This window comes from Micropruina sp. (genome assembly GCF_047602085.1).
Taxonomy (GTDB): Bacteria; Actinomycetota; Actinomycetes; order Propionibacteriales; family Propionibacteriaceae; genus Micropruina.
In genome coordinates, this window is sequence record NZ_JASGID010000007.1 from 486,710 (window position 1) to 509,527 (window position 22,818).

Sequence of the window (22,818 nt, forward strand, 5' to 3'; positions counted from 1 at the left end):
TCGGGCCCCTCTTTGCAGGTAGGCGTGCTGTCGCAGCGGCCGTGGCCGCCCTTGTTGAGACCGCGGTCAGCCGTCCGCCTGTTGGTCATTGACGCGGGCGGCGCGTTGGCGGCGCTTGGCTGCCTTGGGCTCCGCCGGCGTCCGGTCGGTGCCCGGTACCCACAGCACGTCGCCTTCGGCGGCATTCGCCACCCGGGCGGCCTGGAACAGCAGGTCGGACAATCGATTCAGGTAGGTGATCGCGAGCGGGTTCAGACCGCCCTCGATGTCTAGTCCGTGTGTCTGAGCCGCTCGCCAGGCGGTGCGTTCGGCCCGCCGGACGATCGTGCGCGCCACGTGCAACTGGGCCGCGGTTTGCGTGCCGCCCGGAAGAATGAACGAACTGAGCGGGCCCACCTGGCCGGAGAGCTCGTCGCACCAGCCTTCCAGCCGATCGATGCAGGGTTGGACGATCCGCAGGGGCTCCCAGGGCGGGTTCTCGGCCAGCGGTGTGGAAAGGTCGGCGCCCAGGTCGAAGAGCTCGTTCTGAATCAGCCGCAGGGCGCTCTGCAGGGCCTCCGGCAGGTCACCCCGGCTGGTCGCAACACCCAGCACCGAGTTGGCCTCGTCCACCTGCCCGTAGGCCTCGACCCGAAGATCAGTCTTGGACGCCAGCGACATATCAGAGAGCCGGGTCTGGCCGGCGTCGCCGGTGCGGGTGTAGATCTTGCTCAACTGCACCATGGCGCCAGCCTAACCAACCCGGCTCGGTCGCCACTGGCACAACCGTTGGGGGAGCGCTGATAGACGCAACCCAGGGCGGGGTGTGTGGCAGACTCGGGCGGGTGCCTCGCCTGCTCGCCCTGCTGATCGTTGCTCTGCTGGGGCTCACCGCGTGCTCATCCGGCTCAGCGCCGGCGCCGCGAACCCCCGCTGCAGGCACCACGACATGCAGCTACCCGAGCACCGGAAGCCCGGCCCGCGCGGTCGATCCGCCGCCGTCGAGCGACGTGCCCGCCGTCGGCACGGCAACCTTTACCCTCGCCATGACCGGAGGCACCGTCACCATCACCGGCGATCGCTCGACCACACCCTGCACGCTCAACTCGTTTGAGTCACTGGCCAAGCAGAAGTTCTTCGATGGCACAGCCTGCAGTCGTCTCGCCGACTCGGGCATGTTCATGGTGCAGTGCGGCGACCCGTCCGGCAGCGGCAAGGGCGGGCCTGGGTACCGCTTCGCCGACGAGCTGACCGGCTCTGAAAAATACACCGCGGGAACGGTCGCGATGGCCAACAGCGGCGCCGATACCAACGGGTCGCAGTTCTTCATCGTCTACCGTGACTCGCCACTGCCCGCGAACTACACCGTGTTCGGGCGAGTGGACGCTGCCTCGCTGACGGTGATCGAGTCGATGGCCGCCGACGGCCAGGACGGTAGCTGGGGCGATGGCACCGGACGTCCGCTGAACCCGTTTGCGATCAAATCCGTCACGGTCGGCTGAGCGACGCCGATCGCTGGGGTGATTTGCCCGGGGCCCGCCCGGCGCTGCCTCGCTGCATCGAGGGTGGAAGGAGGGGTTTCGACGGGCTCAGCCAGCGGATGGTTGCGTTCTTGGGAAGTGCTGGTCCATGCGTTCACCGTTGGTTGAGCTTGTCGAAACCCCTAGTGAGAGCATTCTGTTTGGGGTCTCGACAGGCTCGACCAGCGAAAACTCAGCGCTTCCTCACGTGCCTGCTCAGTTCAGGAAGGGCGCCAGTTCGGCGGTCAACGCGGCGGGGGCGTCGGCGTGCACCCAGTGCCCGGCTCCGGGAATCCGGACCAGTCGCACGCGGGGGAAGAGCTGCCGCATGCGCGGTGCATGCTCGGGCCTGATGTAGGGCGAGTCGGCTCCAGCCACCCACAGCACCGGGCCGTCATAGCTTACGCCCTCAACCTCAGGCCACTCGGCGACCTCGTCGAGGTGATCGCCCAGCAGCTCGAGATTCAGTTCCCACTGCCATCCGTTACGACCGCCCGGCTCTTTGGTGTGCTTGAGGTTCTGCAATAGAAACTGGCGCACCGCCGAATCGTCCACGGCGGCGGCGAGCAGGCGCTCGGCCTCGCCGCGGCTGCTCAACGACTCCAGGTCGAGCGCGCGCATGGCTGCGACCAGCGGCACATTGGTGACGACCTTCGACGAGAAGTCGGGGGCGATGTCGACCACCACCAGGCTTTTGACCAGGCCGGGGTGGCGCAAGGCCAGCAGCATCGCCACCTTGCCGCCCATTGAATGCCCGACCAGCGACACCGAGGCGGCCGAGCCCAATCGCAGCCGCAACTCGTCAGCCACCTCGTCAGCCATGCAGCCATAGTCGAAGGTGTCGGTCCAACCTGAGCGGCCGTGGTTGGGTAGGTCGAACAGCACGCTGGTGTGGTCGTGATCGGCCAGGGCACGCGCAATGCCGGCCCAGTTCTTGCCGCGCCCGAACAGGCCGTGCAGAAACACCAGGTCGGGCCGTCCGGTGCCGACCAACTGGGTGAACAGGGCCATCATCGCCTCCGGTTCCAGCACGAGGTGTGCCAGTGCCGTCGCTCGTCCACCGCCCGCGCCGACCCGAGCGGGGCAACGTTCGGCCACACCACCACGTGCGGGGTGCCCTGGGCGATCAGGTGCTCGCAGCCGGGGCAGCGGTAGTCCTTCAGCGCCGCTTGGGCGGGCATCGTCTGGGTCATCCAGCGGCCGTCCGCCTTGTCGACCGCCGAGGCATGCGACGACGACAGCGGTCGCGCCGGGCGCAGGTGTTTGCTGGGTCGTCTTGGCACGATACCGAGCCTACTGCGCCAGGCCGGACCACCGGCGGTGGGCGTCCGCACTGACCGCCGCGGAGCCTGCTGTGCCTGCCCGCTGGGCCAGCGCCCGTGAGCCGCGCCCGATTGGGTACGGTGGGCCGGTGCGTCTGATCGTTGCCCGCTGCCAGGTCGACTACGCCGGACGGCTTTCTGCCCACCTGCCGCTCGCCACCCGGCTGATTCTGGCCAAGGCGGACGGCTCAGTGTCGATTCACGCCGACGACCGCGCCTACAAGCCGCTGAACTGGATGAACCCGCCGTGCACGCTCAGCGTCAGCACCCCCGACGACTCCGATTTCGCTGAGGTGTGGGAGCTGCGGAACAAGGACGCCGACACCCTGGTGATCTCGATCGCCGAGGTGCTGCACGACTCGTCTCATGAGTTGGGGGTGGACCCCGGCCTGATCAAGGACGGCGTCGAGGCGCATCTGCAGGCCCTGCTGGCCGAGCACCCCGAGACCTTCGGTGCCGGCTGGACGCTGGTGCAGCGCGAGTACTTCACCCCGATCGGCCCGGTCGATCTACTGTTTCGCGACGCGTCCGGCGCGTACGTGGCGGTGGAGGTGAAGCGCCGAGGCGAGATTGACGGGGTGGAACAGCTCACCCGGTATCTGGCGTTGATGAACGCCGACCCGCTGTTGGCTCCGGTGCGCGGGGTGTTCGCGGCGCAGTTGATCAAGCCACAGGCGAAGACCTTGGCCGGTACCCGGGGAATTGCCTGCGTGAGCGTCGACTATGACGCCCTGCGGGGCCTCGACGATGCCGAGGATCGGCTGTTCTGAGGCTCGTTGGGCACACTTTCGGGTCGTATCGGAAGCGTTGATTCTTGTTGGTCGAGCCTGTTGAAACCTCGGAGGTGCCGCTCTGGCGAGGGTTTCGACAAGCTCAACCGGCGGGTGGTTGGGTTGATCAGTGCTGCAGACGGGCCTGCGTTGCGAAGATGGCCAATGCAGGGGAGAACGGACGTCGCTGCGCTCGTCCGCTCGCGGCTCCTCCCTCGCCGCTCGTCAGCTTGCCACGGGAACCGGTTCCACCGGTTGATCCGGAGCCGATCTACCGCCGGTTCAGCGCGGGAATCAGCACCTCGCGGTACAGCAGCATCAGGGCCGCCATGGACGGAATCGCGAGCAGCGCCCCGAGCAGCCCGTACAGCAGGCCACCGCAGACGGCCGCCAGAATCACCAGCGGCCCCGGCACGCTGACCGAACGCTGAAAAACCCGGGGCTGAATGAAGTAGTTGTCGATCTGCTGGTAGCTGAGAAAGAACGCCAGGGTCACGAAGCCCTGGGTGGGCGAGAAGGTGAACGCGACGATCGACACGATGATCATCGACAGCGTCGACCCGATCAGCGGAATCACCGCACACAGCGCCACCACCACCGCAAGGGCCAGCGCGTACTGAGCGAGTCCGACGATGTTGAGAAACAGAAAAGCCACTGTGGCAGACAACGTGATGATGATGAACAGTCCGGTGACGTAGCCTCCGATGCGGCTGAACATCTCGTTGGCCAGGTAGCGCACCCGGGCCCGCCGCGAAGCGGGGGCCAATTCGAGAACAGCGTCGGTGAAGGTGGGCAACGAGGCCAGGATGTAGAGCATCAGAGTGATCGTCATCATGGTGCTGAAGACCACGCCGGCCACCGCCTGGCCCGCCCCCCACAGGCCCCCGAACAGGCCGGTCAGCAACTCGCCCGAGGTTAGAAAGGTACTCACCCGGCTGATCACGTCGTAGCGGGCATCGAGGTCGGCGATCTGCGGATTGGCTCGCAACTCCTGCAACAGGGACGGCGCGTTGAGCAGCAGCCGGTTGATCTGCTCATACGCCACCGGAAGCACTGCCCAGATTGCCAGCGCCAGCACCCCAAGGGCGCCCAGCGCGACCAGCAGAACGGCGACGCCACGCCGCACGCCGATCGACGCCACCCGCTCCACCAACGGGTTGAGGCCGAGCGCCAAGTACAACGCCAGCATCACCAACAGCACCACCGATGAGATGCGGTACAGCCCAAAGACTAGGCCGAACGCCGTCAGCGCCCCCAGCGTGATGAAGAAGCCGATCGCGAACGGGCTGCGGCGACCCAGCGTGACCTCATGCCGTGGGCCAGCGGTGACCACGTCGGCGTCGAGGTCGGCCGGAGTCGGCTGGGTGGCCCGGCGGAGACGGTGTAGCCAACCGCGCGGACGGCCCTGTGTCGGGGTCGCACCAGCGGTGGCCGCCGCCTGCGGAATGACCGGGTCGGCGCGACCGTCCTCCGGTGCGTCACCGATGTCGTTCGGCTGGGCGGAGGCCATCGGCTAGCGGCGCTTGGAACCGCCCGAGGCCGCAGGCTGCACCCGGGTGGCGTCGTCGTCGGCCTGGTCGGGTTCGGCGTCGGACTCGCTGAGCTGTTCGTCCGAATCGTTGAGCTGGTCGGTGACGGCCTCGACCTGGTCGGCGGACGAGGGGTGCTCGTCGTCGCCCGGGAACTCGGCCACGCTGGTGGTGGCCAGCGCCGACAGACTGCTCAACTGTCCGACGATGGCGGCCTTGCGCTGGTTCAGCCGCTCGTTCTCGCGGCGCAACTGCTCGTTCTTCGCGGCTGCCTCAGCCTGCGCGTCGGCGACCAGTCTGGCCGCGCGTGCCCGAGCCTCGGCCACGGTGGCCCGGGCCTGCTCGTTGGCGGCCACCACGATCTGGTCAGCCTCGGCGAGTGCCTTCTGCCGGCGCTCGGCCATCAGGGCAGAAGACTCGGCCATCTTGACCCCGAACTCCTCCGACTGCAGCCGCGCCTTCTCGGCCAGTTCATGCAGCAGTGCAGTGACCTGATCCTGCCGCTGCTGCAATGCGTCGAGGGCGTCGGCATGTTCTTGGGCGAGCTTTGCGCGCACGTCGGCAGCCTCGTGCTGTGCCGCCTGACGCACCCGATCGGCCTCGATGATGGCCTGGTCACGCATCGCGGCGGCGCTGCGTTCGGCATCGGCCAGCACCATGGCGCGGTGGTTCTCGGCCGCCTCGCGCAGCACCCGCGATTCTTCTTGAGCGTTGGCGAGTTCGGCCCCGGTCTGCCCGGCCAGGTCGTCGCGCAGCCGGTGCAGGTCGTCCAGGCCGGCGATCCGCGCTTGGGCCAGGCCCTCGTCGGTCTGCCTGGTCAGGTCACCGGCCCGCGCCTTGGCGGCCTCTTCGATGCGCTCGGCCTCGTGTTGAGCGGCCTTGATGATCTCGGCGGCCTGTGCCTCGGCGTTGCGCATCATGTCGCCAGTGAAGGCACCGAGCCGGGAGTAGTCGGTCTCGTCCGCCTTGGTGAGTAACTGCTTCTGCAGCGAACGCACCTTGCGCTTGGCCGAACTCAACTGGCGCTCGATGTCGCGAATGTAGGCGTCGACCGCCTGGCGCTCGTAACCCAGCATCGAGTGGGGAAAACTGCCCGCAGCGCTCGCGGTCTCGTCGAAGAGGTCGAGGCCGACCGTCTCTTCTGGCTGTTGGCTCACCCGAGGGTCCTTTCTATGGGGTGTTGCCATGATGCTACCCACTGCGGCCCTCCGGTTGAGCCGGGACACTCACAGGTTGGGTGGTTCCACCAGTTCGAGTAGCACGCCGCCGGTGTCTTTGGGGTGGCAAAAGTTGATCCGCGACCCCCCGGTGCCCCGCTTGGCCGTGGGGTAGAGCAGCCGGACGCCCCGCTCGCGCAGGGTGGCGCTGACGGAGTCGAGGTCGCGCACACGGTACGCCAATTGCTGCATGCCAGGGCCGTTGCGTCCGATGAACGTGGCGATCGTCGAGTTCTCGTTCAGGGGAGCGAGCAACTGGATCTGGGCGTTTTCGACGCCCTGGTCACCGGTACCGATCATGGCCTCGGCAACACCCTGTTCCTCGTTCTCTTCGCGATGGAGCACCCGCCACCCCATCACCTCGGTGTGAAAGCGAATTGCCTCGTCAAGATCGGGTACGGCGAGACCTACGTGATCAATGCAAACAAACAGACCGTCCATGGCTCCAGGCTTTCACATCCTTCGAGCCGGGGTTGAGGGTTTGGCAAACCCGTGCGCTCCGGCGGCGTGGCACAGCGGGTACTGCCTTCGCCTGGCAGAAGATGGCAGGGTGAGTGTGGTGGGCCGACTTCCCCGGAGGCAGATGTGAGCAAATGGATCAAGACCATCCTGTTGGTGCTCGTCGTCGGCTTCTGCCTGTTCTACCTGTTCAACAGGCCGGAGGCCGCCGCTTCGGCGGTCAAGAGCTTCTTCAGCGCGTTCGACTCGATCGGACGGTTCTTCGTCGCCCTGTCGAAGTGACCCATGAGCGTGCTCGGAAAACAGTCCGCCCGGCTGAAGCTGGGTTGGTCGCGCTTCATCGACCCGCACGTCGATGACCGGCTGATCGCCGAAGAGGGCGAGTACGTTCTGGACGAGATTCACCGGCACTGGGTGACCCGGCTCTGGCCGGGCTGCCAGGTAGTGATCGGCATGATGGCCTTCGGCATCATGCCGCAACTCGGCCATTCGTGGTGGCTGGCGTTGGTCGTGGGACTGTTGCTCGGTCTGCGCGGGTTCTGGAAGATGCACGTCGAGTACATGGACCGGTTCGTGGTCACCAACCTGCGGGTGTACCGGGTCAACGGAGTGCTCGATCAGAAGTTTGCCTCGATGCCGCTGTCTCGGGTGCTCGACATCGCGATGCAGCGTCCGTTCTGGGGGCAGATTTTCGGTTACGCGATCTTCGTGTTCGAGAGCGCAGCCCAAGACCAGGGACTGCGTGAGATTACCTACGTGGGCGACCCGGACGCCCGGTTGCACCTGTTTCAGCGCGTGGTGATCAGCGCCGGTCTCACCGGACGCGTCCAAGCCGACGTCGCCAGCGGCGACTGAATGCCTACCGTTGGTTGACCTTGTCGAAACCCCTTGCCGCCGCGTGATGATCGAGGTCTCGACAGGCTCGACCGGCGACGGATCAGCGTCTCCCCTGGGGAGTGCTGGTCAGTGTGGGCACCGTTGGTTGAGCTTGTCGAAACCCCTTGCCGCAGCGTGATGATCGAGGTCTCGACAAGCTCGACCGGCGACGGATCAGCGTCTCCCACGTGAATCGATCGCACGACGGGGTCTCGCCCAGCGCCGATCTCAGCCCAGGGCGGCGCTGACCACGTCCCTTGCCTCGGCCTGCACCTCGGCCAGATGCTCGGCTCCCAACAGAGACTCGGCGTAGATCTTGTAAACGTCCTCGGTGCCCGATGGACGAGCCGCGAACCAGGCGTGCTCGGTGGTCACCTTCAACCCGCCGATCGGCGCGTCGTTGCCCGGCGCGCGGGTGAGCTTGGCCACGATCGGCTCACCGGCCAACTCGGTGGCGGTGACGTCGGAGGGCGACAGCTTGCCCAGCTTGGCCTTCTGCTCGCGGTTGGCCGGGGCGTCCACCCGGGCGTACGCGCTGTGGCCGTACTTGGCCTCCATCTCGGCGTAGATCTGGGACGGCGACTTGCCGGTCACCGCACGGATCTCGGAGGCCAGCAGGCAGAGCAGGATGCCGTCCTTGTCGGTGGTCCAGGTCTGGCCGTCCAGGGTCAGGAAGGACGCGCCTGCCGACTCTTCGCCGCCGAAACCGATGTCACCGGTCATCAGGCCGGGCACGAACCACTTGAAGCCCACCGGCACCTCGATCAGGGTGCGGCCAAGATCGGCAGCCACCTTGTCGATGAAGGACGAACTGACCAGGGTCTTGCCGACGCCGGCGTCCGGCTTCCACCCGGGACGGTGCGTGTACAGGTACCAGATCGCCACGGCCAGGAAGTGGTTCGGGTTCATCAGCCCGTGGTCGGGGGTGACGATGCCGTGCCGGTCGGAGTCGGCATCGTTGCCGGTCGAGATGTCGTAGTTGTCCTTGTTGGCGATCAACGACGCCATCGCGTACGGGCTGGAGCAGTCCATCCGGATCTTGCCGTCCCAGTCCAGCGTCATGAACGGCCAGGCCGGGTCGACGGTGGCGTCGATCACTTCGAGGCCGATGTTCAGGTTCTCGGCGATGTACTGCCAGTACTGGACGGCGGCACCGCCCAGCGGGTGGGCGCCGATCTTCAGCCCGGCGGCCCGGATGGCGTCCAGGTCGATCGCGTTCTTCAGGTCCTCGCAGTACGCCGTCCGGTAGTCGTGCCGGACGATGCCGTCAGCGATCTGGTCGTAGGCACGGTCCCGCTTGATGTCGCCGGGGGAGGCCATCAGTTCGTTGGCGCGCGCCGCGATGACCGAGGTGGCGTCGGTGTCGGCCGGGCCGCCGTGCGGCGGGTTGTACTTGAAGCCGCCGTCGGTGGGCGGGTTGTGGGAGGGAGTGACCACGATGCCGTCGGCCCGCGGACCCTCGTGGTCGCGGTTGTAGACGATGATCGCCCGGGACACCGCGGGGGTCGGGGTGTAGTCCTCGTCGTTCTCGGCGCGGACGTCGACACCGTTGGCGACCAGCACCTCCAGCGCGGTCTTCCACGCCGGTAGCGACAGCCCGTGGGTGTCCTTGCCGATGAACAGAGGACCGTCCACGCCCTGCGAGGCGCGGTATTCGACGATCGCCTGGGTGGTGGCGGCGATGTGCAGATCGTTGAAGGAGGTCTTCAGGCTGGAGCCACGATGCCCCGAGGTGCCGAAGACGACCCGCTGATCGATGTTGTTCGGATCCGGTACCAGGTCGTAGTAGGCGGCGAGTAAAGCGTCGACATCGACGAGGTCTTCAGGCAGTGCGACCTGCCCGGCGCGTTCATGAACCATACCCAACATCATGCCAACGCGAGGCCGTCGGGGCGACCCCCAGACAAAACTCCGCGACATCGTCGGTGCTTGTCGGCGGGCAGGCAGGCGTGTCAGCCGATTGAGGCCCCCTCGCGGCATAGCCGCACGAAGCACTCTGCCAGCGGCTGCCACGACCGGTCGAGTTCGTCCCGGGCGGACGCCACCTCGGCGATCTGGTCGCGGGTCTGCTGCTCGGTGGCCGCCGGTTCGATCTCGCACCAGCCGGCGAACACGTCGGCGTCGACCTCGGGGTGCCACTGCACCCCCCACACGGTCGGTGCGAACCGGGCCGCCTGCACCTCCCCGCCGGGCGCGTCGGCCAGCACGACCGCGTCGCCAGGCAGCCGCGTGACCACGTCGTTGTTGGAGTGCACGCCGCGCACAGTGCGCCCCAGGGAGCCGAACAGCGGATCGCCGTCCGCCGCGGAGCGATAGCCGATCGGCAGCAGGCCGCGCTGCCGGCCGTGAGGGTTGCGGGTCACCTGCCCGCCCAGCGCCGCCGCCGCCAGTTGATGGCCCAGGCAGACGCCCAGGGTGGGTAGTCCCGCCGCCGCGGCACAGCGGATCAGTTCCCGCACCTGAGGCAGCCAGGGGGCGAGCTCGTCGTCGGTGGCCCCCATCACGCCGCCGAGCACTACCAGCCCCTGCAGTTCGTCAACGGCCGGCAGCCTGGCCCCGAGGTCCGGACGCACCGTGACCAACCGCGCCCCGGCATCGTCCAGCCAGTCCGCCAGGAAGGCCGCCGGGCATTCCGCCTGATGCTGCACGATCGCGATGAGCGGTGCGGGTGGCATGCGCCAACTTTGACACAATGGCGCCATGAGTCTGCCGAAGTTCACCTCCCGCGCCATGGACCTGTCTGGAATCGCCGCTGCCGCGAAGGCGCCGCCGGTTCCGCCCGGTGCCTCGTTCGTCGTCGAGGTCGACGAACAGAATTTCGAGCAGGTGATGCAACTGTCGATGAAGCACCCTGTGGTGGTCGAGCTGTACTCGCCGCGGGCGAACGCCCAGGCCTTGTCCGACGACCTGATCGCGCTCGCCAACGCCGCTGCGGGCGCCTATCTGCTGGCCCGGGTCAACGTCGAAGCGGCCGCAGGCATCGCCCAGGCTTTCGGCGTGCAGGCGGTGCCGACGGTGATGGGAGTGGTCGCCGGTCAGCTTGCGCCGCTCTTTCAGGGCACCCGGTCGAAGGCCGAGGCCGAGGCACTGCTCGGGCAGTTGCTGCAGGTGGCGGCCCAGAACGGCCTGGTCGGACGGGCCGAACCAGTGGCCGGGGGAGCAGGTGAGGCCGATATTGCCGACCCCCGGTTCGCCGAGGCCGACGCGGCGCTGGAACGCGGCGACTTCGCGGCTGCGGTGGTCGAATACGACAAGATCTTGGCCCAGTCGCCGAACGACCCCGAGGCCAAGGCCGGACGTGCCCAGGTCGCGTTGCTCGCCCGCTCGGCCGGCGGCAATCCGTCCGCGGTACTGGCGGCCGCCGAGGCGGCGCCGACCTCGGTGGACGCCCAACTCGCCGCAGCCGACCTCGAGGTGCTGTCGGGCCGTCCGGACGCCGCCTTCAAGCGGCTGATCGACTTGGTGCGCGAGACGGCCGGAGCCGAACGCGAGTCGGTGCGCGTGCGGTTGCTGGAACTGTTCGAGGTGGTCGGTAACGCCGATCCGGCGGTACTCAAGGCCCGGCGCGACCTGATGAGCGCGCTGTTCTGAGCCGCCTCCACTGCGCTCGGCAGGCGCCCCCGCCCAGCCGCGTCGTCGCGCTCTCCCGGTCGGCGAGACACGGGGAAAGGCACAGTACCCTTGTTGTTCGCATGAGCGTCATGTCGGATTTGCCTTTGGTTCACTTGGCACGTCGCACTCGACGTCCGAGTTCGAATGCGACTCTGACCGTGGCTTACCCGACGTTCGCGCCCAGGCCGCTCGGAGTTGACCGACCCGAATAACACCCAGGCAGGGGGGGTGACCCGATGATCGTCGTCGCGGCACTCCTGGTCGTGAGCACGCTGGTGGCGATGACGGTCGGCTGGGTGCGTCCGGTGATCGCCCTCGGCGCCGCCATCGTGATCGCCGGGCTTCTCGGCATAGCGTCGCCGCGCGAGCTGTTCTCCGGACTCAGCAACGGCGGCGTGATCACCGTCGGTGCGATGCTGGTGATCGCCAAGGGCATTGTGCAGACCGGGCTGGTAGATCGGATGACCCGGGTGCTGCTCAGCAGCGTCCGCAGCGCCCAGCGGGCGTTTGTGAGGCTGGCGGCACCGCTCGGCGTCGCATCGGGGCTGATGAACACCACTCCGATCGTGGCCATGCTGGTGCCGGCGACCAAGCAGCTCGAGCAGACCCGGTCGATACCGGCGCGTGAGCTGATGCTCCCACTCGCTCACCTGACCACGCTGACCGGGTCGATCACGCTGATCGGAACCAGCTCGAACCTGCTGATCGCCGGACTCGCCGAGGACCGCGGCGTGCGCATAACGATGCTCTCGTTTGCTCCGGTCGCCCTGCCTGTCGCGTTGGCCGGCATTGTGCTGCTCTACTTCACCGCGCCGCGGATGCTGCGCGGCGTGGACGTGCTCAAGCCGAAGTCTCGCGACTGGCGGGTGGAGATCCCGATCGGTGCCGAAGCGCTCGCCAGCGGTCGCCGGGCCGATCTGCTGGGTCTCGCGAGCGCGCTCGACTACCAGTTGCGCGAGGTGAGGCGCGAAGGCCAGGTACTCCTCGCCGACAGCATCATCGCGGTCGGCGACGTCCTGGTGTTCGAGGCGACGCAGGCGGGCGTGCGCGCATTGTGGGGGAGCCCGTTGTTCGGGTTGGCACCGCAGCGGCTGTTCGAGGTGTCGGTGAGGTCCGGCGAGAGCGGCACGTTGCACGACCTGGGGACCTCCGACGACGACATCGACGTGATTGCGGCCAAGACCGCCAGGCCGTTGCGCCGTACTCCACTGGTCGCCGGTGCCACCTGCTACGTCTCGGCTCCGAACGCCGAGGCGGTGGAGCGCAGCGAATACGTCGCGTTGTGGCAGATGATCGGCGGCCGGGTGCCACAGCCGGGGAACACCTGGAAGGCGCTGCTCATTCTGGCCGTCGTGGTGTTGCCGGCCTCGTTCGGGCTCACGCCGATAGAACTCACCTCGGTCGGGGGAGCCCTGGCCATGGTGGTGACCGGAGTGCTGACGCCGGCCTCGGCCTCGCGAGCCCTGGATTGGAATGTATTGGCAGTCCTGGCCGGATCGGTCGGCCTCGGCGTGATCGTCCAGAGCAGCGGCCTGGCCGACCTGCTCGCGGTCGGCATCCGTCACGCCGTCGGGGGGAACAAGCTGCTGGTGATTCTCATCTTCGCCCTGGTCACGGCTCTGCTGACCAACGTGGTGTCGAACGCCGCGGCCGCGTCCATTCTTACCCCGGTGGGCATCTCGGTCGCGATGGAGGTCGGGATGCACCCGGTGGTCTTGTTGGCGCTGATCGGAACGTGCATCTCGTTTACCTTCTTGAACCCGTTCGCCCACCAGACGAACCTGATGGTGATCGATCCGATCGGCTACTCCCGTGCCGAGTTCACCCGGTTCGGCTTTCCGCTGATGGTGGTCGGGTTGGTGGTCGCCTGCGGCGTCGGGATGCTGCTTGCCTAAAGGGGCGTTGGCCGAGTGTGTCGAGACCTTGGATACGACGCTCCTGGCAAGGTGTTTCGGCGGGCCCAACGGGTGGTTAAGAATGCGCTGAGTGTCATTGATCGAGACGTCGAAACCTCTAGTCAGAGCGCTCTCTTTGAGGTCTCGACAAGCTCGACCAGCGAAAGATCTGCGCTTTCGACAACCTGCACCAGGGGTGGGCGCATTGATCAGCGCTTCCGTGGGCCAGCCTCACGAATGGGGAGCACCCGTGACGAGGCGAAGGCGTTACCGACCAGACGCCGTCCGTTCGACAAGAATTTGCTGACTATTCAACGAGCAAGAAGCAGGTCCCGGCCAACCCGGCAGACGTCAAAGATCCACTGGGCATGCAAACGAAGCGCCGGTCGGTTCATGATGGCGATCGGCTTGGTCGGCTCGATCGACGCTCCCTTTCCCGGTTGGGCGGGCAGGGATGCTTCTCGGCTTTCGCTGATCTAGATTGTTGACCTCAACTGGTGACCATGCCCGCGGGGAGCGGGGCGTGACACCGCTGCGGGAACCGGGGAGGTCAAACAGTGGATCAGGCCAAGGTGGGGATCGTCGACGATCACCCGGCGCTGATCCTGGGCACGTCAGTCCTGATCAACGCTCACCCCGGTTTGGTCGTCACCGGAACCGGTGCCTCGGCCGCGGCGCTTCTGGCCTCCGGCGCTAGTTATGACATCGTGCTGCTGGATCTCATCCTGGCCGATGGCGCACGGACCGCGGGCAATGTCTCGGCGTTCGTGTCTCGCGGTGTACCGGTGCTGGCGTACACCAGCGGGGACCGTCCGGAACTCATCAGGGAGGCGGGCCGGGCGGGAGTGATGGGTGTCATCCGCAAGTCCGAGCCCCCGAAGCGGCTGATCGCAGCGATTCACGCCGTGTTGCGCGGTGAGGTCGTGGTCTCGCCCGATTGGGCTGCCGCGATCGACACCGACGACGAGTTCGTGACGGCACAGTTGACGGCTCGGGAAGCCGAGGTGCTCGCGCTCTACGCCTCGGGGGAGACCGCGGAGCGGGTCGCTCAGCGGCTCTACATCTCGCGGGTGACCGTGATCGACCACATCCGCCGGATCCGCGCGAAGTACGCGGCGGTGGATCGGACCGCCATTAACAAGGTCGACCTGTACCAGCGGGCGGTCGAAGACGGCATCATCCGGCCATGAGCAACGGTCGGACTGCCACTCCGCTGCCGACGCCCGGTTTGCTTGCTGAGCCGAACAGGTTCGGTGCGCCCGGGGTGGTCGAACGGTGGCTCGGCTGGATGCTCTCGGTGGCAGGACTCCTCCTGTTCGCGGGCACTGCCTGGCCGGCATTGCCCGCCGCGTCCCAACACCCGCCCTGGTGGAACGCCGGTGGTGTGGCGATCGCCGCGCTCATCATGCTGTTGGCGCTGTTCGGGCTCGTCCTGCCCATGCGCGCACTGACGGCTATCTGGGCGGCGGTGCCGTTGGGCCTGTCGCTGCTCAGCGCGACCGCCTTCGCCCCCCGCGACGGCGTGTTGCCCACCGACCCCAATGCCTGGCCCTGGGCGATGTTCCCGACGGCATACGGCTACCTGACGCTGTTGGTATTCCGAGCAATCTGGGCATTCGTCGGACCGGTGGTGCTGCCGCTGCTCACGGTTGCCTCCGCTCAGTTCTTCCTCGGCGAGATCCCGCCGGACCTCGCCGCTCTCGTGCCGATCCGCATCAGCGAGTTCATCTACACGGTCTTCTTCCTGATGATGCGCAGGCGGCTGCTGCGCCTCCACGCACACGAGCAGCGCGCGCGCGACGCAGGGGAGCGACGGGCGCGAGCGGAGGTCGAGTTGCAGCGTCACAACGAGGTATCCCGGTTCGTGCACGATCACGTCCTGTCCGTCCTCAACGCCGCGATCGCCCTGCAAGGAGCGTCACCGGCGGCGCTGCGTACCGAGGCAGGCATCGCCCTGGGCCGGCTCAACTCCACCGAGCGAGTCGGTGAGCCCGACGACACCTGGCTGGCCTTCGGCGTGATGGCGAACCGATTGGAGAAGGCTTGGCGGCGCATCGATCCACGGTGCCCGATTTCGCTAGACGTCGGTCTGGGAGAAGTCCCCTTCACAGTCGCAGCGGCCATCGAGGACGCCTCCTGCGAGGCGTTGCGAAACAGCGTGTATCACGCGGGCGCACGCGCCTCTCGGACGATCGAGGCGCGGCTGTTGGATGGGTCAGTCGACGTGCTGGTGCGTGATGACGGGCTCGGGTTTGACGTGGCAGCGGTGCCCGGCACGCGGATGGGGGTGCGCGAGAGCATTCTGGCGCGCACCCGCGGCGTCGGGGGAGACGCGTCCGTCGTCAGCCGGGTCGGGGGGGAAACGACAGTGAACATCCGATGGCCAGGGTGACCGATTCCGCAGTTGGAGGCTTGGGCATCGGTACTCCGGTCCTCCGGTACGCCCTTTTGCTGGTCGCGCTGCTGTACACCGTGAACGGGATCGCGACCGGGTATCTCGGCGCCCACAACGTGATGGGATTCGGTGCCTACGCGCTGGGGGCTTTCGCCTGCCTGCTGCTCACCGAGCAGGGCGAACACCGTCTCGCTCCGCTCCGAATCGCAGCGGTGCTCGGGTGCACGTTGCTGGCCGCAACGATCGTGATCGTCACCGATACCTCAGATCTGCGCTCCGCTGCGGCGTTTCAAGCCACGCTGCTCATTCTGGCCGTCCTGGCGATACGCGGTCACATGGTGGCGGCTTGGTTCGGTGCCGGTGCGTCGGTGGCCGTCGGCGTTGGCTGGGCGTTGGTGCGAGACATTCCGGTCGCAGAGCGCCTGCCGCAATTCGTTCCGCCGGCGGCACTGGTCTGGGCCTGCCTGTGGCGCTGGCTGGCGCTGTGGATCGCAGAGCGTGAGAGAACGTATCGAACTGACGCGGCCCAGGCCGAGTTCGCCGCCCAGTTGGCGAGGGAGGCAGAGCGTCGAACGGTCGACGAACTGGGCCTGGTTCGTGACGAGGCGGCGGACGTGCTCTCCCGGCTGCGGGAGGGGCTGGCCGTGGAGCAGATTGAACTGGTGATGACCGAGGCCTCCATTCGCGACCGCATCCGCGCACCCCAATTGCAGACGAAGCAGATTCGCCGCGCCGTACACGACGCACGTCTTCGAGGGGTACGCGTGGTTGAGATGGGGCACGACAGCGATCCGGGTCAGCCGATCTCTGGCCGGCTCGACACGGCGGTGGCCGAGATCGTGAACCAGGTCGAGTCGGGAGAGGTCACGATCCGGGCACTTCCGGCACGTCGCGCGGCGGCGCTGACCGTGCTGGTCGAGACCGCTGGCCGACACGAACTTCACCTGCTCGACGAGGACGGCGAGCCGGCCCCCAATTTGTGATGGTTCATGAAGTTCGGGCACTCATCTTTACCTCTGCTCGGAGCCGGCGCAGGGGGCGAGGGCTGTGTTGATCGGCGCTTACCGAAGGGACCGCTGAGTTTTCGTTGGTCGAGCTTGTCGAGACCTCGGTTGGAGTGCTCTGGTCAGGGGTTTCGACAAGCTCAACCAGCGGTTTCGACAAGCTCAACCAGGGGTTTCGACAGGCTCAACCAGCGGTTTCGACTGGCGAGCGGCGGTCTCTACTCGGTCTCGCGGCGCGGCAGCCCGCGCTCCAGGTACTGGGTGCCGCCGCCCAGCCGGCACGCCACCGCGGCCAGCATCCGGCCCCGGGCGAACGGCGCCATCTTGTCGGCGGCCTTGTCGGGGGGCAGCCAGTGCACGGCGCGGATCTCGCCCGGGTCGGGCACGACGGCGTCCACCTGTTCCGCGGTGAGCTGGCCGCCGTCGAAGATCAGCTCGACTGCGTCGTCCCAGCCCAGATAGGGCGCCAGCCAGTCGATCACCAGCACCCGGCCGAGACCGACGTCGAGCGATAATTCCTCGTCGATCTCACGCACCGCCCCCTGCCACGGCGACTCCGCCGGGTTCACGATGCCGCCCGGCAGTTCCCAGTCGGGCTTGAACGTTGTCTCGAGCACGCACACCCGATCCCACGGGTCGGTGATCAGGGCGTGCGCGATCAGCCGCTTGCGGGGGAGCACCGAGTTCATCACCCCGGTGAAGCCACCCGCGCCGTACACCAGGTCGCTGGCCAGCCGGGCATACAGCACGACGTCGTCGAAGCTGCCGTCCGGTAGCGCGTAGGCCTGTCGTCGGGTGCCCTCAAGCCGGAAACCCGCCCGCTGTAGAGCCCGCCGTCCCACCACGTCAGCGGCTGGCAACGACACCTCGATGCGTCGCAGCCCGCGGGCGATCAGCCCGTCGTCGGAGGCAAGGCTGACCGCCTCGTCGATCGCCTGCTGCGGCGCCCGCCCAGACCAATCCAACACCCCAACGCCGGCCTCGCCGACGCGCAGGTGTACCTGGAACTCGTGGCTGCCCTCGCTCAACCCTCGTACCGGAAGTAGACGGCGCCCAGCGGAGGCACCACGATCGTCGCCGCCGCACCGAAGCCGTTGAAGTGCTCCGGGTACGCCTGGACCTGCCCGAGGTTGCCGTGCGAGTCCGAACCGTCGTAGATGCCGGCGTCTGAGTTGAGTACTTCTTTCCAGACGCCGCTAGCGGGCAGGCCGATCTTGTAGTTCGTCCACGGTTCGGTGGAGAAGTTGACCACCACCGCAATGTGTTCGCCCTGACCGTCGCTGCGCACCCAGCTAAACGTGTTGCCGCTGGCGTCGTCGGCGTTGATCCAGCGGAACCCGGCCGGGTCGCTGTCGAGCTTCCACAGTGCCGGACTGGTCGTGTACAGCTCGTTGAGATCCTTCACGAGCCGCTGCAGACCGTGGTGGCCCCACAGGTCCGAAACCCACCACTCCAGCGAGGTCGCCTCGTTGAATTCGGTGCGCTGGCCGAACTCGCAGCCCATGAACAGCAACTGCTTGCCGGGGAAGCCCCACATGAACGAGTAGAAGGCGCGCAGCGTGGCGAACTGGCGCCACGAGTCCTGGGGGATCTTGTTGATCATCGACCCCTTGCCGTGCACCACCTCGTCATGGCTGATCGGCAGCACGAAATTCTCGGAGTACTGGTAGACCATGGCGAAGGTCATCTCGTGGTGGTGGTACTGCCGGTAGATCGGTTCCAGCGCCAGGTAGCGCAGGGAGTCGTTCATCCAGCCCATATTCCACTTGAAGCCGAATCCCAGACCCCCCTGATCAACCCGCTTGGTGACTCCGCCGAACGAGGTGGACTCCTCGGCGATCATGCACACGCCCGGCACCCGTTCGTACAGGTGCTTGTTGACGTAGCGCAGAAAGTCGATCGCCTCCAGGTTCTCGTTGCCGCCGAACTGGTTGGGCACCCACTCGCCGTCTTTGCGGCTGTAGTCGAGGTAGAGCATGGACGCCACTGCGTCGACCCGCAGCGCGTCGATGTGCATCTCGGTGACCCAGTACAGCGCGTTGCTGACCAGGAAGCTCTTCACCTCGCTGCGGCCGTAGTTGAAGATGTAGGTGCCCCAGTCCATGTGCTCGCCCTGGCGCGGATCGGCGTGCTCGTACAGCGCCGTGCCGTCGAAGCGACCCAGTGCCCACTCGTCCTTGGGAAAGTGACCGGGCACCCAGTCGAGAATGACGCCGATGCCGGCCTGATGCAGCCGGTCGACCAGGTATCGGAACTCGTCAGGCTTGCCGAGCCGAGACTGCGGGGCGAAGTAGTTGGTCACCTGGTAGCCCCAGGACGGCTCGAACGGGTGCTCGGTGACCGGCAGGAACTCGACGTGGGTGAAGCCCTGCCAGGTGACGTACTCCACCAGTTCCTCGGCGAGGTCGAGGTAGGTCTTGCCCTTGCGCCAGGAGCCGAGATGCACCTCGTAGATCGACATCGGGGACTCGTGCGGTTGGGTTTGCGCGCGCTTGGCCATCCACTCGTCGTCGGACCAGATGTACTGGCTGGTGTAGACGATCGACGAGTTCGCGGGCGCCTGCTCGGCGAACTGTGCCATCGGGTCGACCTTCTCACGCCAGACCCCGTCGCTACCGAGCACGTTGTACTTGTACAACGCGCCATCGCCGACGCCTTCGATGAAGGTGCCCCAGACTCCCGACCCGGGGATCAACTGCATGGCGTCGCCGGTCCACCAGTTGAAGTCGGCGTTGAGCCGTACCGCCTGCGCGTTGGGTGCCCACACCGCGAACCGGGTGCCGCTGATCTCGCCTCGTTCATCGTCGTGGATCGTCACCCGGTGGGCACCCAGCCGGCGCCACGCCTCAGTGTCGCCACCGTTGTGGAACCCTTCGAGATCCCAACCGGTCAGGCCGCCGGCTTGATCGTGTGCCATCAGTTCTCCTTCGAATTGTGCGTGGGGGACGGCGTCGTCCGCCTAGCCACATTGTGGACGGCTCCCAAGGGGATGTGTACCCAATCGGGCCGATTGCGGGTTTCATACACCACCTCGTAGATCGCCTTGTCGAGCTCATAGGCATCGAGTACCGGACGATCGGGCGCGGCTTCTTCGCAATACCCGTCGAGAAATGCCTGACGGGCCGTTGCTGCCCAGGCCACAGCCTGAGCTGAGGTGGGTTCGGGGTGGGCGCCGCGCACGTAGTCGAACGAGCGCACCATGCCCGCGACATCGCGCCAGACGCTGTCGGGGCGGCGCCGCTCGGCCAGGGTCTTCAACGGTTCGCCCTCGAAGTCGATGATCGTCCAGCCGTCGGCCGAGCGCAGCACCTGGCCCAGGTGAAAGTCGCCGTGCACCCGCTGCACCACAAGTTCGGTGGCGGCCAGCGCGCTCAGCGCCACCTGCACCGACGAACGGACGGCGGCCAACTCACCGACCTGCGCCTCGGCGGCGTCCAGCCGGTCGCCGATCAGCGCCGCCAGCTCGGCGCCCGGCACCACGGCGGTGCCGAATACGTCGGCGAGCCGCTGGTGCACCGCCCGCAGTGCGCCGCCCAGTTGCATGGCTTCGGCGCTGATGTCGCGGTCGTCGGCGCAGGCCGCACAGGCCCACTCCCAGCCGTCGCGCACGTTCTGCACCCGTTCGACGAACATGCCCAGATCGGCACGGCCCACCCCGTCCGGCAGGTCGCCCAGCAGCGTCCCGTACACCTCAGGGGTGACCCCCGAACCGTTCAGGGCGGTGAGCACCTCGACGTCGAGGTTGCGGCCCGGCTCGACCTTGCGGAACAGCTTGAGCATGCGGTCGGGGCCGATGCAGATCGTGGTGTTGCTCTGCTCGCCGGGCCACACCCGGCATTCGGCACTGGGCTCGATGGCTGAGGCGTCGAGCCACTCCATGGCGGCGTGCCGCGGGTCGGTCAGGGCGCTCAGCAGCGCTCCCATGCAGTCGGGGTCAGCCGTGGCGTCCACCACCGAGACCCGGCCCAGACCCTCGTGATCGACCTGCGCAACCACACCGACGGCGGGGCTGGCTGTATGGCCCACCAGCAGCACATAGTGCTCGGTGCGTCCGTCGACATAGCGCACCGTGGCCACTTCGGGCCGAACCGCCGGCAGAGTGCCGGGATCGGTGAGCCAGGGCAGCGGAGTGAGCGCCTCGAGACTGGCCGAGAGGCCCTTGCCGCCGAACCAGCGCGCGTTCGCGATCACCCTCCACCATGCTGCGAGCGGCTCGTCGATCACCCGACCATCCTGTCAGTAAAGCGTTGCGGACAACAGCTTTTACCTCAGCCGGGCAGCACGTGCAGAATGTGCGCGGGCGTGCCGGGGCTGAGTCGGACGAAGTTGCGCTCGCCCCAGCTGAACACCGCACCGGTCAGCTCGTCGCGCAACTGCACCGAGTCGTGACCGGCCCGGCCCAGCGCACCAAGGTCGAGCCACACGTCGGACTCGACCTGGTTGTCGGCATCGAGGCTGCAGATCACAATGACCACGTCGTCGCCGTCGCGTTTGCTGTAGGCGATCACCCCGTCGTGGCCGGCGTGGTGAAAGTGCAGTTGGCGTAACTGCTGCAGTGCTGGGTGCGCCCGACGAATCGAGTTCAGCATGCCGAACAACAGATTCAGGTTCGGCTCGGCGTTGTAGTCCCGCGGCCGGAACTCGTACTTCTCAGAGTTCAGGTACTCTTCGCGGCCCGGCGCCAGCACCTCGTGCTCGAACAGTTCGAAGCCGGAGTACACCCCCCAGGTGGGCGACAGGGTGGCCGCCAGAATTGCGCGAATGCTGAACATCGCAGGGTTGCCCGACTGCAGGTGGAAGGGGTTGATGTCGGGGGTGTTCACGAAGAAGTTGGGCCGGTAGAAGGCCGACATGTCGCCGGCCAATTCGTTGGCGTACTCGGTGAGCTCGTACTTGCTGGTGCGCCAGGTGAAGTAGGTGTAGCTCTGGTGGTAGCCCACCTTGCCCAGCGCGTGCATCATCTCGGGCTTGGTGAAGGCCTCGGCCAAGAAGATCACGTCAGGGTCGGTGCGGCGCAATTGTTCGATGATCCAGGCCCAGAACTGGACGGTCTTGGTGTGCGGGTTGTCGATGCGGAAGATCCGCACGCCGTGACTCATCCACAGCTTGAACAACCGGAGCACCTCGTTGAAGATGCCCACCGGGTCGTTGTCGAAGTTGATCGGGTAGATGTCCTGGTACTTCTTCGGCGGGTTCTCGGCATAGGCGATGGTGCCGTCGATCCGGGTGGTGAACCACTCCGGGTGCTCCGTCACCCAGGGGTGGTCGGGGCTGGCCTGCAGCGCGAAATCGAGCGCCACCTCGACGCCCAATTCGGTGGCGCGGGCCACGAACCGGTCGAACGAACTCCAGTCGCCGAGATCGGGATGAATGGCGTCGTGGCCGCCGGCCGGGCTGCCGATCGCCCACGGCGAGCCCGGGTCTTTCTCGGTGGCGTCGAGGGTATTGTTCTTGCCCTTCTTGAACGCGCTGCCGATCGGGTGAATCGGCGGCAGGTAGATCACGTCGAAGCCCATCGCGGCAGCCGCCTCGAGCCGCTCGTGCGAAGAATCGAAGGTGCCGGACGTCCAGATGTCGGTGGCCGCGTCGTAGCTGGCGCCCTGGGAGCGTGGGAAGAACTCGTACCACGCGCTGAACAGGGCCCGTTCGCGGTCGACCCAGAGCGGAAAGTCGGCGGTGGGCGAGACCAGTTCACGCGGGCCGTAGGTTTTCATTGCGGCGGCGAGCCCGGCGCCGTTGGCCACCTCGAGCAGGTCGGACGCCTTGCGTTGCGGAATCAGCAACTGGGCGGTGGCCCGCAGAATGGACGCCTCGACCGGATCGCCGGCCGCGTCGGCGACCACCGCGGTGCGCTCGAACAGGTCGCGGCCTTCGAGGCAGACCAACTCGAGGTCGATGCCGGCGGCAAGCTTGGCCTCGGCATTGTGGTGCCAGGTTCCCCACGGGTCGGACCAGCCCTCGACCCGGAACGTCCAGGGACCTTCGGAGTCGGGCCGCACCCAGGCCTCCCAACCGTCGAGACCGGCCGGTCCGGACGGCTGCATGTCGGTGCGGGTCTCGACACCGTCGGGGCTGGTCAAGATCACCGAGGCGTTCACCGCGTCGTGGCCCTCGCGAAAAACCTTGGCCCGGATCGGGATCAGTTCGCCCACCGTGGCCTTGGCCGGGTAGGCGCCACCCTCGATTACCGGCCACACCTTGGCGACGGGAATGCGGCCGAACCCGAACGGGCCGGTCATC

The 22,818-nt window shown here is 67.0% G+C and carries 21 protein-coding genes; 9 read left to right on the plus strand and 12 right to left on the minus strand.

The features are described 5' to 3' along the window. Positions 1 to 66 precede the first annotated feature (66 nt). Positions 67 to 723 carry a cob(I)yrinic acid a,c-diamide adenosyltransferase gene (locus tag QM721_RS14735; protein WP_415123311.1) on the minus strand — a complete coding sequence of 219 codons (657 nt, stop codon included), beginning with the start codon at positions 721 to 723 and terminating at the stop codon, positions 67 to 69. Positions 724 to 824: 101 nt separating this feature from the next. On the opposite strand from QM721_RS14735, the gene QM721_RS14740 reads away from it, so the two are divergent. Next, complete coding sequence (locus QM721_RS14740) at positions 825 to 1,481, plus strand: peptidylprolyl isomerase (protein WP_415123313.1); 657 nt, start codon at positions 825 to 827, stop codon at positions 1,479 to 1,481. Between the two features lie 234 nt (positions 1,482 to 1,715). Here the strand turns inward: QM721_RS14740 and QM721_RS14745 are convergent, their stop codons facing one another. Together QM721_RS14745 and QM721_RS14750 are read right to left on the minus strand one after the other, a co-directional pair. Then, a complete protein-coding gene (locus tag QM721_RS14745; RefSeq protein WP_415123315.1) occupies positions 1,716 to 2,531 on the minus strand; it encodes an alpha/beta fold hydrolase in 816 nt (271 codons plus the stop codon). Then, positions 2,510 to 2,782, minus strand: coding sequence for a hypothetical protein (locus tag QM721_RS14750; protein WP_415123317.1), 273 nt, complete (start codon positions 2,780 to 2,782; stop codon positions 2,510 to 2,512). Before QM721_RS14750 ends, QM721_RS14745 begins: the two co-directional genes overlap by 22 nt. Positions 2,783 to 2,910: 128 nt before the next feature. Between QM721_RS14750 and nucS the strand changes: the two genes are divergently transcribed. Beyond that, complete coding sequence (gene nucS / locus QM721_RS14755; RefSeq protein WP_415123319.1) at positions 2,911 to 3,591, plus strand: endonuclease NucS; 681 nt, start codon at positions 2,911 to 2,913, stop codon at positions 3,589 to 3,591. A 271-nt stretch (positions 3,592 to 3,862) separates the two neighbouring features. Here nucS and QM721_RS14760 read toward each other — a convergent pair whose 3' ends face one another. The 3 genes from QM721_RS14760 to mce form a co-directional block, all read right to left on the minus strand. Beyond that, entirely contained in the window at positions 3,863 to 5,101 is a 1,239-nt protein-coding gene (locus tag QM721_RS14760) for an AI-2E family transporter (RefSeq protein WP_415123321.1), read from the minus strand. 3 nt (positions 5,102 to 5,104) lie between these two features. Beyond that, positions 5,105 to 6,277, minus strand: a complete 1,173-nt coding sequence (locus QM721_RS14765; RefSeq protein WP_415123323.1) for a DivIVA domain-containing protein — start codon at positions 6,275 to 6,277, stop codon at positions 5,105 to 5,107. A gap of 69 nt (positions 6,278 to 6,346) precedes the next feature. Next, entirely contained in the window at positions 6,347 to 6,778 is a 432-nt protein-coding gene (gene mce, locus QM721_RS14770; RefSeq protein ID WP_415123325.1) for a methylmalonyl-CoA epimerase, read from the minus strand. Positions 6,779 to 6,922: 144 nt separating this feature from the next. Between mce and QM721_RS14775 the strand changes: the two genes are divergently transcribed. Together QM721_RS14775 and QM721_RS14780 are read left to right on the plus strand one after the other, a co-directional pair. Continuing rightward, on the plus strand, positions 6,923 to 7,078 hold the full coding sequence (locus tag QM721_RS14775) for a hypothetical protein (protein ID WP_415123327.1): 156 nt from the start codon (positions 6,923 to 6,925) through the stop codon (positions 7,076 to 7,078). A gap of 3 nt (positions 7,079 to 7,081) precedes the next feature. After that, positions 7,082 to 7,651: a PH domain-containing protein gene (locus tag QM721_RS14780; RefSeq protein ID WP_415123329.1), complete on the plus strand. Its 570-nt coding sequence runs from the start codon at positions 7,082 to 7,084 to the stop codon at positions 7,649 to 7,651. A 249-nt stretch (positions 7,652 to 7,900) separates the two neighbouring features. Here the strand turns inward: QM721_RS14780 and pgm are convergent, their stop codons facing one another. Together pgm and QM721_RS14790 are read right to left on the minus strand one after the other, a co-directional pair. After that, on the minus strand, positions 7,901 to 9,532 hold the full coding sequence (pgm, locus tag QM721_RS14785) for a phosphoglucomutase (alpha-D-glucose-1,6-bisphosphate-dependent) (protein ID WP_415123331.1): 1,632 nt from the start codon (positions 9,530 to 9,532) through the stop codon (positions 7,901 to 7,903). Positions 9,533 to 9,624: 92 nt separating this feature from the next. Continuing rightward, complete coding sequence (locus QM721_RS14790; protein ID WP_415123333.1) at positions 9,625 to 10,347, minus strand: type 1 glutamine amidotransferase; 723 nt, start codon at positions 10,345 to 10,347, stop codon at positions 9,625 to 9,627. Positions 10,348 to 10,372: 25 nt separating this feature from the next. On the opposite strand from QM721_RS14790, the gene QM721_RS14795 reads away from it, so the two are divergent. The 5 genes from QM721_RS14795 to QM721_RS14815 all read left to right on the plus strand — a co-directional run bounded on the left by QM721_RS14795 (position 10,373) and on the right by QM721_RS14815 (position 16,557). Beyond that, on the plus strand, positions 10,373 to 11,263 hold the full coding sequence (locus QM721_RS14795; protein WP_415123335.1) for a tetratricopeptide repeat protein: 891 nt from the start codon (positions 10,373 to 10,375) through the stop codon (positions 11,261 to 11,263). Between the two features lie 257 nt (positions 11,264 to 11,520). After that, the gene (locus QM721_RS14800; RefSeq protein ID WP_415123337.1) at positions 11,521 to 13,179 is read left to right on the plus strand and encodes an SLC13 family permease; all 1,659 of its coding nucleotides are present in this window, start codon (positions 11,521 to 11,523) and stop codon (positions 13,177 to 13,179) included. A gap of 557 nt (positions 13,180 to 13,736) precedes the next feature. After that, positions 13,737 to 14,369 (plus strand): DNA-binding response regulator, encoded by a 633-nt coding sequence (locus QM721_RS14805; RefSeq protein ID WP_415123339.1) that lies wholly within the window; start codon positions 13,737 to 13,739, stop codon positions 14,367 to 14,369. Further along, positions 14,366 to 15,571, plus strand: a complete 1,206-nt coding sequence (locus QM721_RS14810) for a hypothetical protein (RefSeq protein WP_415123341.1) — start codon at positions 14,366 to 14,368, stop codon at positions 15,569 to 15,571. Before QM721_RS14805 ends, QM721_RS14810 begins: the two co-directional genes overlap by 4 nt. After that, positions 15,568 to 16,557 carry a hypothetical protein gene (locus QM721_RS14815; RefSeq protein WP_415123343.1) on the plus strand — a complete coding sequence of 330 codons (990 nt, stop codon included), beginning with the start codon at positions 15,568 to 15,570 and terminating at the stop codon, positions 16,555 to 16,557. The genes QM721_RS14810 and QM721_RS14815 overlap by 4 nt, the downstream gene beginning before the upstream one ends. Positions 16,558 to 16,796: 239 nt before the next feature. Here the strand turns inward: QM721_RS14815 and QM721_RS14820 are convergent, their stop codons facing one another. The 4 genes from QM721_RS14820 to QM721_RS14835 are packed head-to-tail and all read right to left on the minus strand — an operon-like array spanning position 16,797 to position 22,817. Then, positions 16,797 to 17,606, minus strand: a complete 810-nt coding sequence (locus QM721_RS14820) for an NUDIX hydrolase (RefSeq protein WP_415123344.1) — start codon at positions 17,604 to 17,606, stop codon at positions 16,797 to 16,799. Beyond that, the gene (glgB, locus tag QM721_RS14825) at positions 17,603 to 19,495 is read right to left on the minus strand and encodes a 1,4-alpha-glucan branching protein GlgB (protein ID WP_415123346.1); all 1,893 of its coding nucleotides are present in this window, start codon (positions 19,493 to 19,495) and stop codon (positions 17,603 to 17,605) included. The genes QM721_RS14820 and glgB overlap by 4 nt, the downstream gene beginning before the upstream one ends. Further along, positions 19,495 to 20,802: a phosphotransferase gene (locus QM721_RS14830; protein ID WP_415123348.1), complete on the minus strand. Its 1,308-nt coding sequence runs from the start codon at positions 20,800 to 20,802 to the stop codon at positions 19,495 to 19,497. Before QM721_RS14830 ends, glgB begins: the two co-directional genes overlap by 1 nt. A gap of 44 nt (positions 20,803 to 20,846) precedes the next feature. Beyond that, the gene (locus QM721_RS14835; protein WP_415123457.1) at positions 20,847 to 22,817 is read right to left on the minus strand and encodes an alpha-1,4-glucan--maltose-1-phosphate maltosyltransferase; all 1,971 of its coding nucleotides are present in this window, start codon (positions 22,815 to 22,817) and stop codon (positions 20,847 to 20,849) included. Between the last annotated feature and the right edge of the window lies 1 nt (position 22,818).

What these genes read in the sequence shown, in the direction of transcription:
- QM721_RS14800 (WP_415123337.1), top strand. Translation starts at nt 11,521, where the DNA reads ATGATCGTCGTCGCGGCACTCCTGGTCGTGAGCACGCTGGTGGCGATG.
- QM721_RS14735 (WP_415123311.1), bottom strand. Translation starts at nt 723, where the DNA reads ATGGTGCAGTTGAGCAAGATCTACACCCGCACCGGCGACGCCGGCCAG.
- pgm (WP_415123331.1), bottom strand. Translation starts at nt 9,532, where the DNA reads ATGGTTCATGAACGCGCCGGGCAGGTCGCACTGCCTGAAGACCTCGTC.
- QM721_RS14795 (WP_415123335.1), top strand. Translation starts at nt 10,373, where the DNA reads ATGAGTCTGCCGAAGTTCACCTCCCGCGCCATGGACCTGTCTGGAATC.
- QM721_RS14810 (WP_415123341.1), top strand. Translation starts at nt 14,366, where the DNA reads ATGAGCAACGGTCGGACTGCCACTCCGCTGCCGACGCCCGGTTTGCTT.
- QM721_RS14790 (WP_415123333.1), bottom strand. Translation starts at nt 10,347, where the DNA reads ATGCCACCCGCACCGCTCATCGCGATCGTGCAGCATCAGGCGGAATGC.
- QM721_RS14760 (WP_415123321.1), bottom strand. Translation starts at nt 5,101, where the DNA reads ATGGCCTCCGCCCAGCCGAACGACATCGGTGACGCACCGGAGGACGGT.
- mce (WP_415123325.1), bottom strand. Translation starts at nt 6,778, where the DNA reads ATGGACGGTCTGTTTGTTTGCATTGATCACGTAGGTCTCGCCGTACCC.
- glgB (WP_415123346.1), bottom strand. Translation starts at nt 19,495, where the DNA reads ATGGCACACGATCAAGCCGGCGGCCTGACCGGTTGGGATCTCGAAGGG.
- QM721_RS14780 (WP_415123329.1), top strand. Translation starts at nt 7,082, where the DNA reads ATGAGCGTGCTCGGAAAACAGTCCGCCCGGCTGAAGCTGGGTTGGTCG.
- QM721_RS14835 (WP_415123457.1), bottom strand. Translation starts at nt 22,817, where the DNA reads ATGACCGGCCCGTTCGGGTTCGGCCGCATTCCCGTCGCCAAGGTGTGG.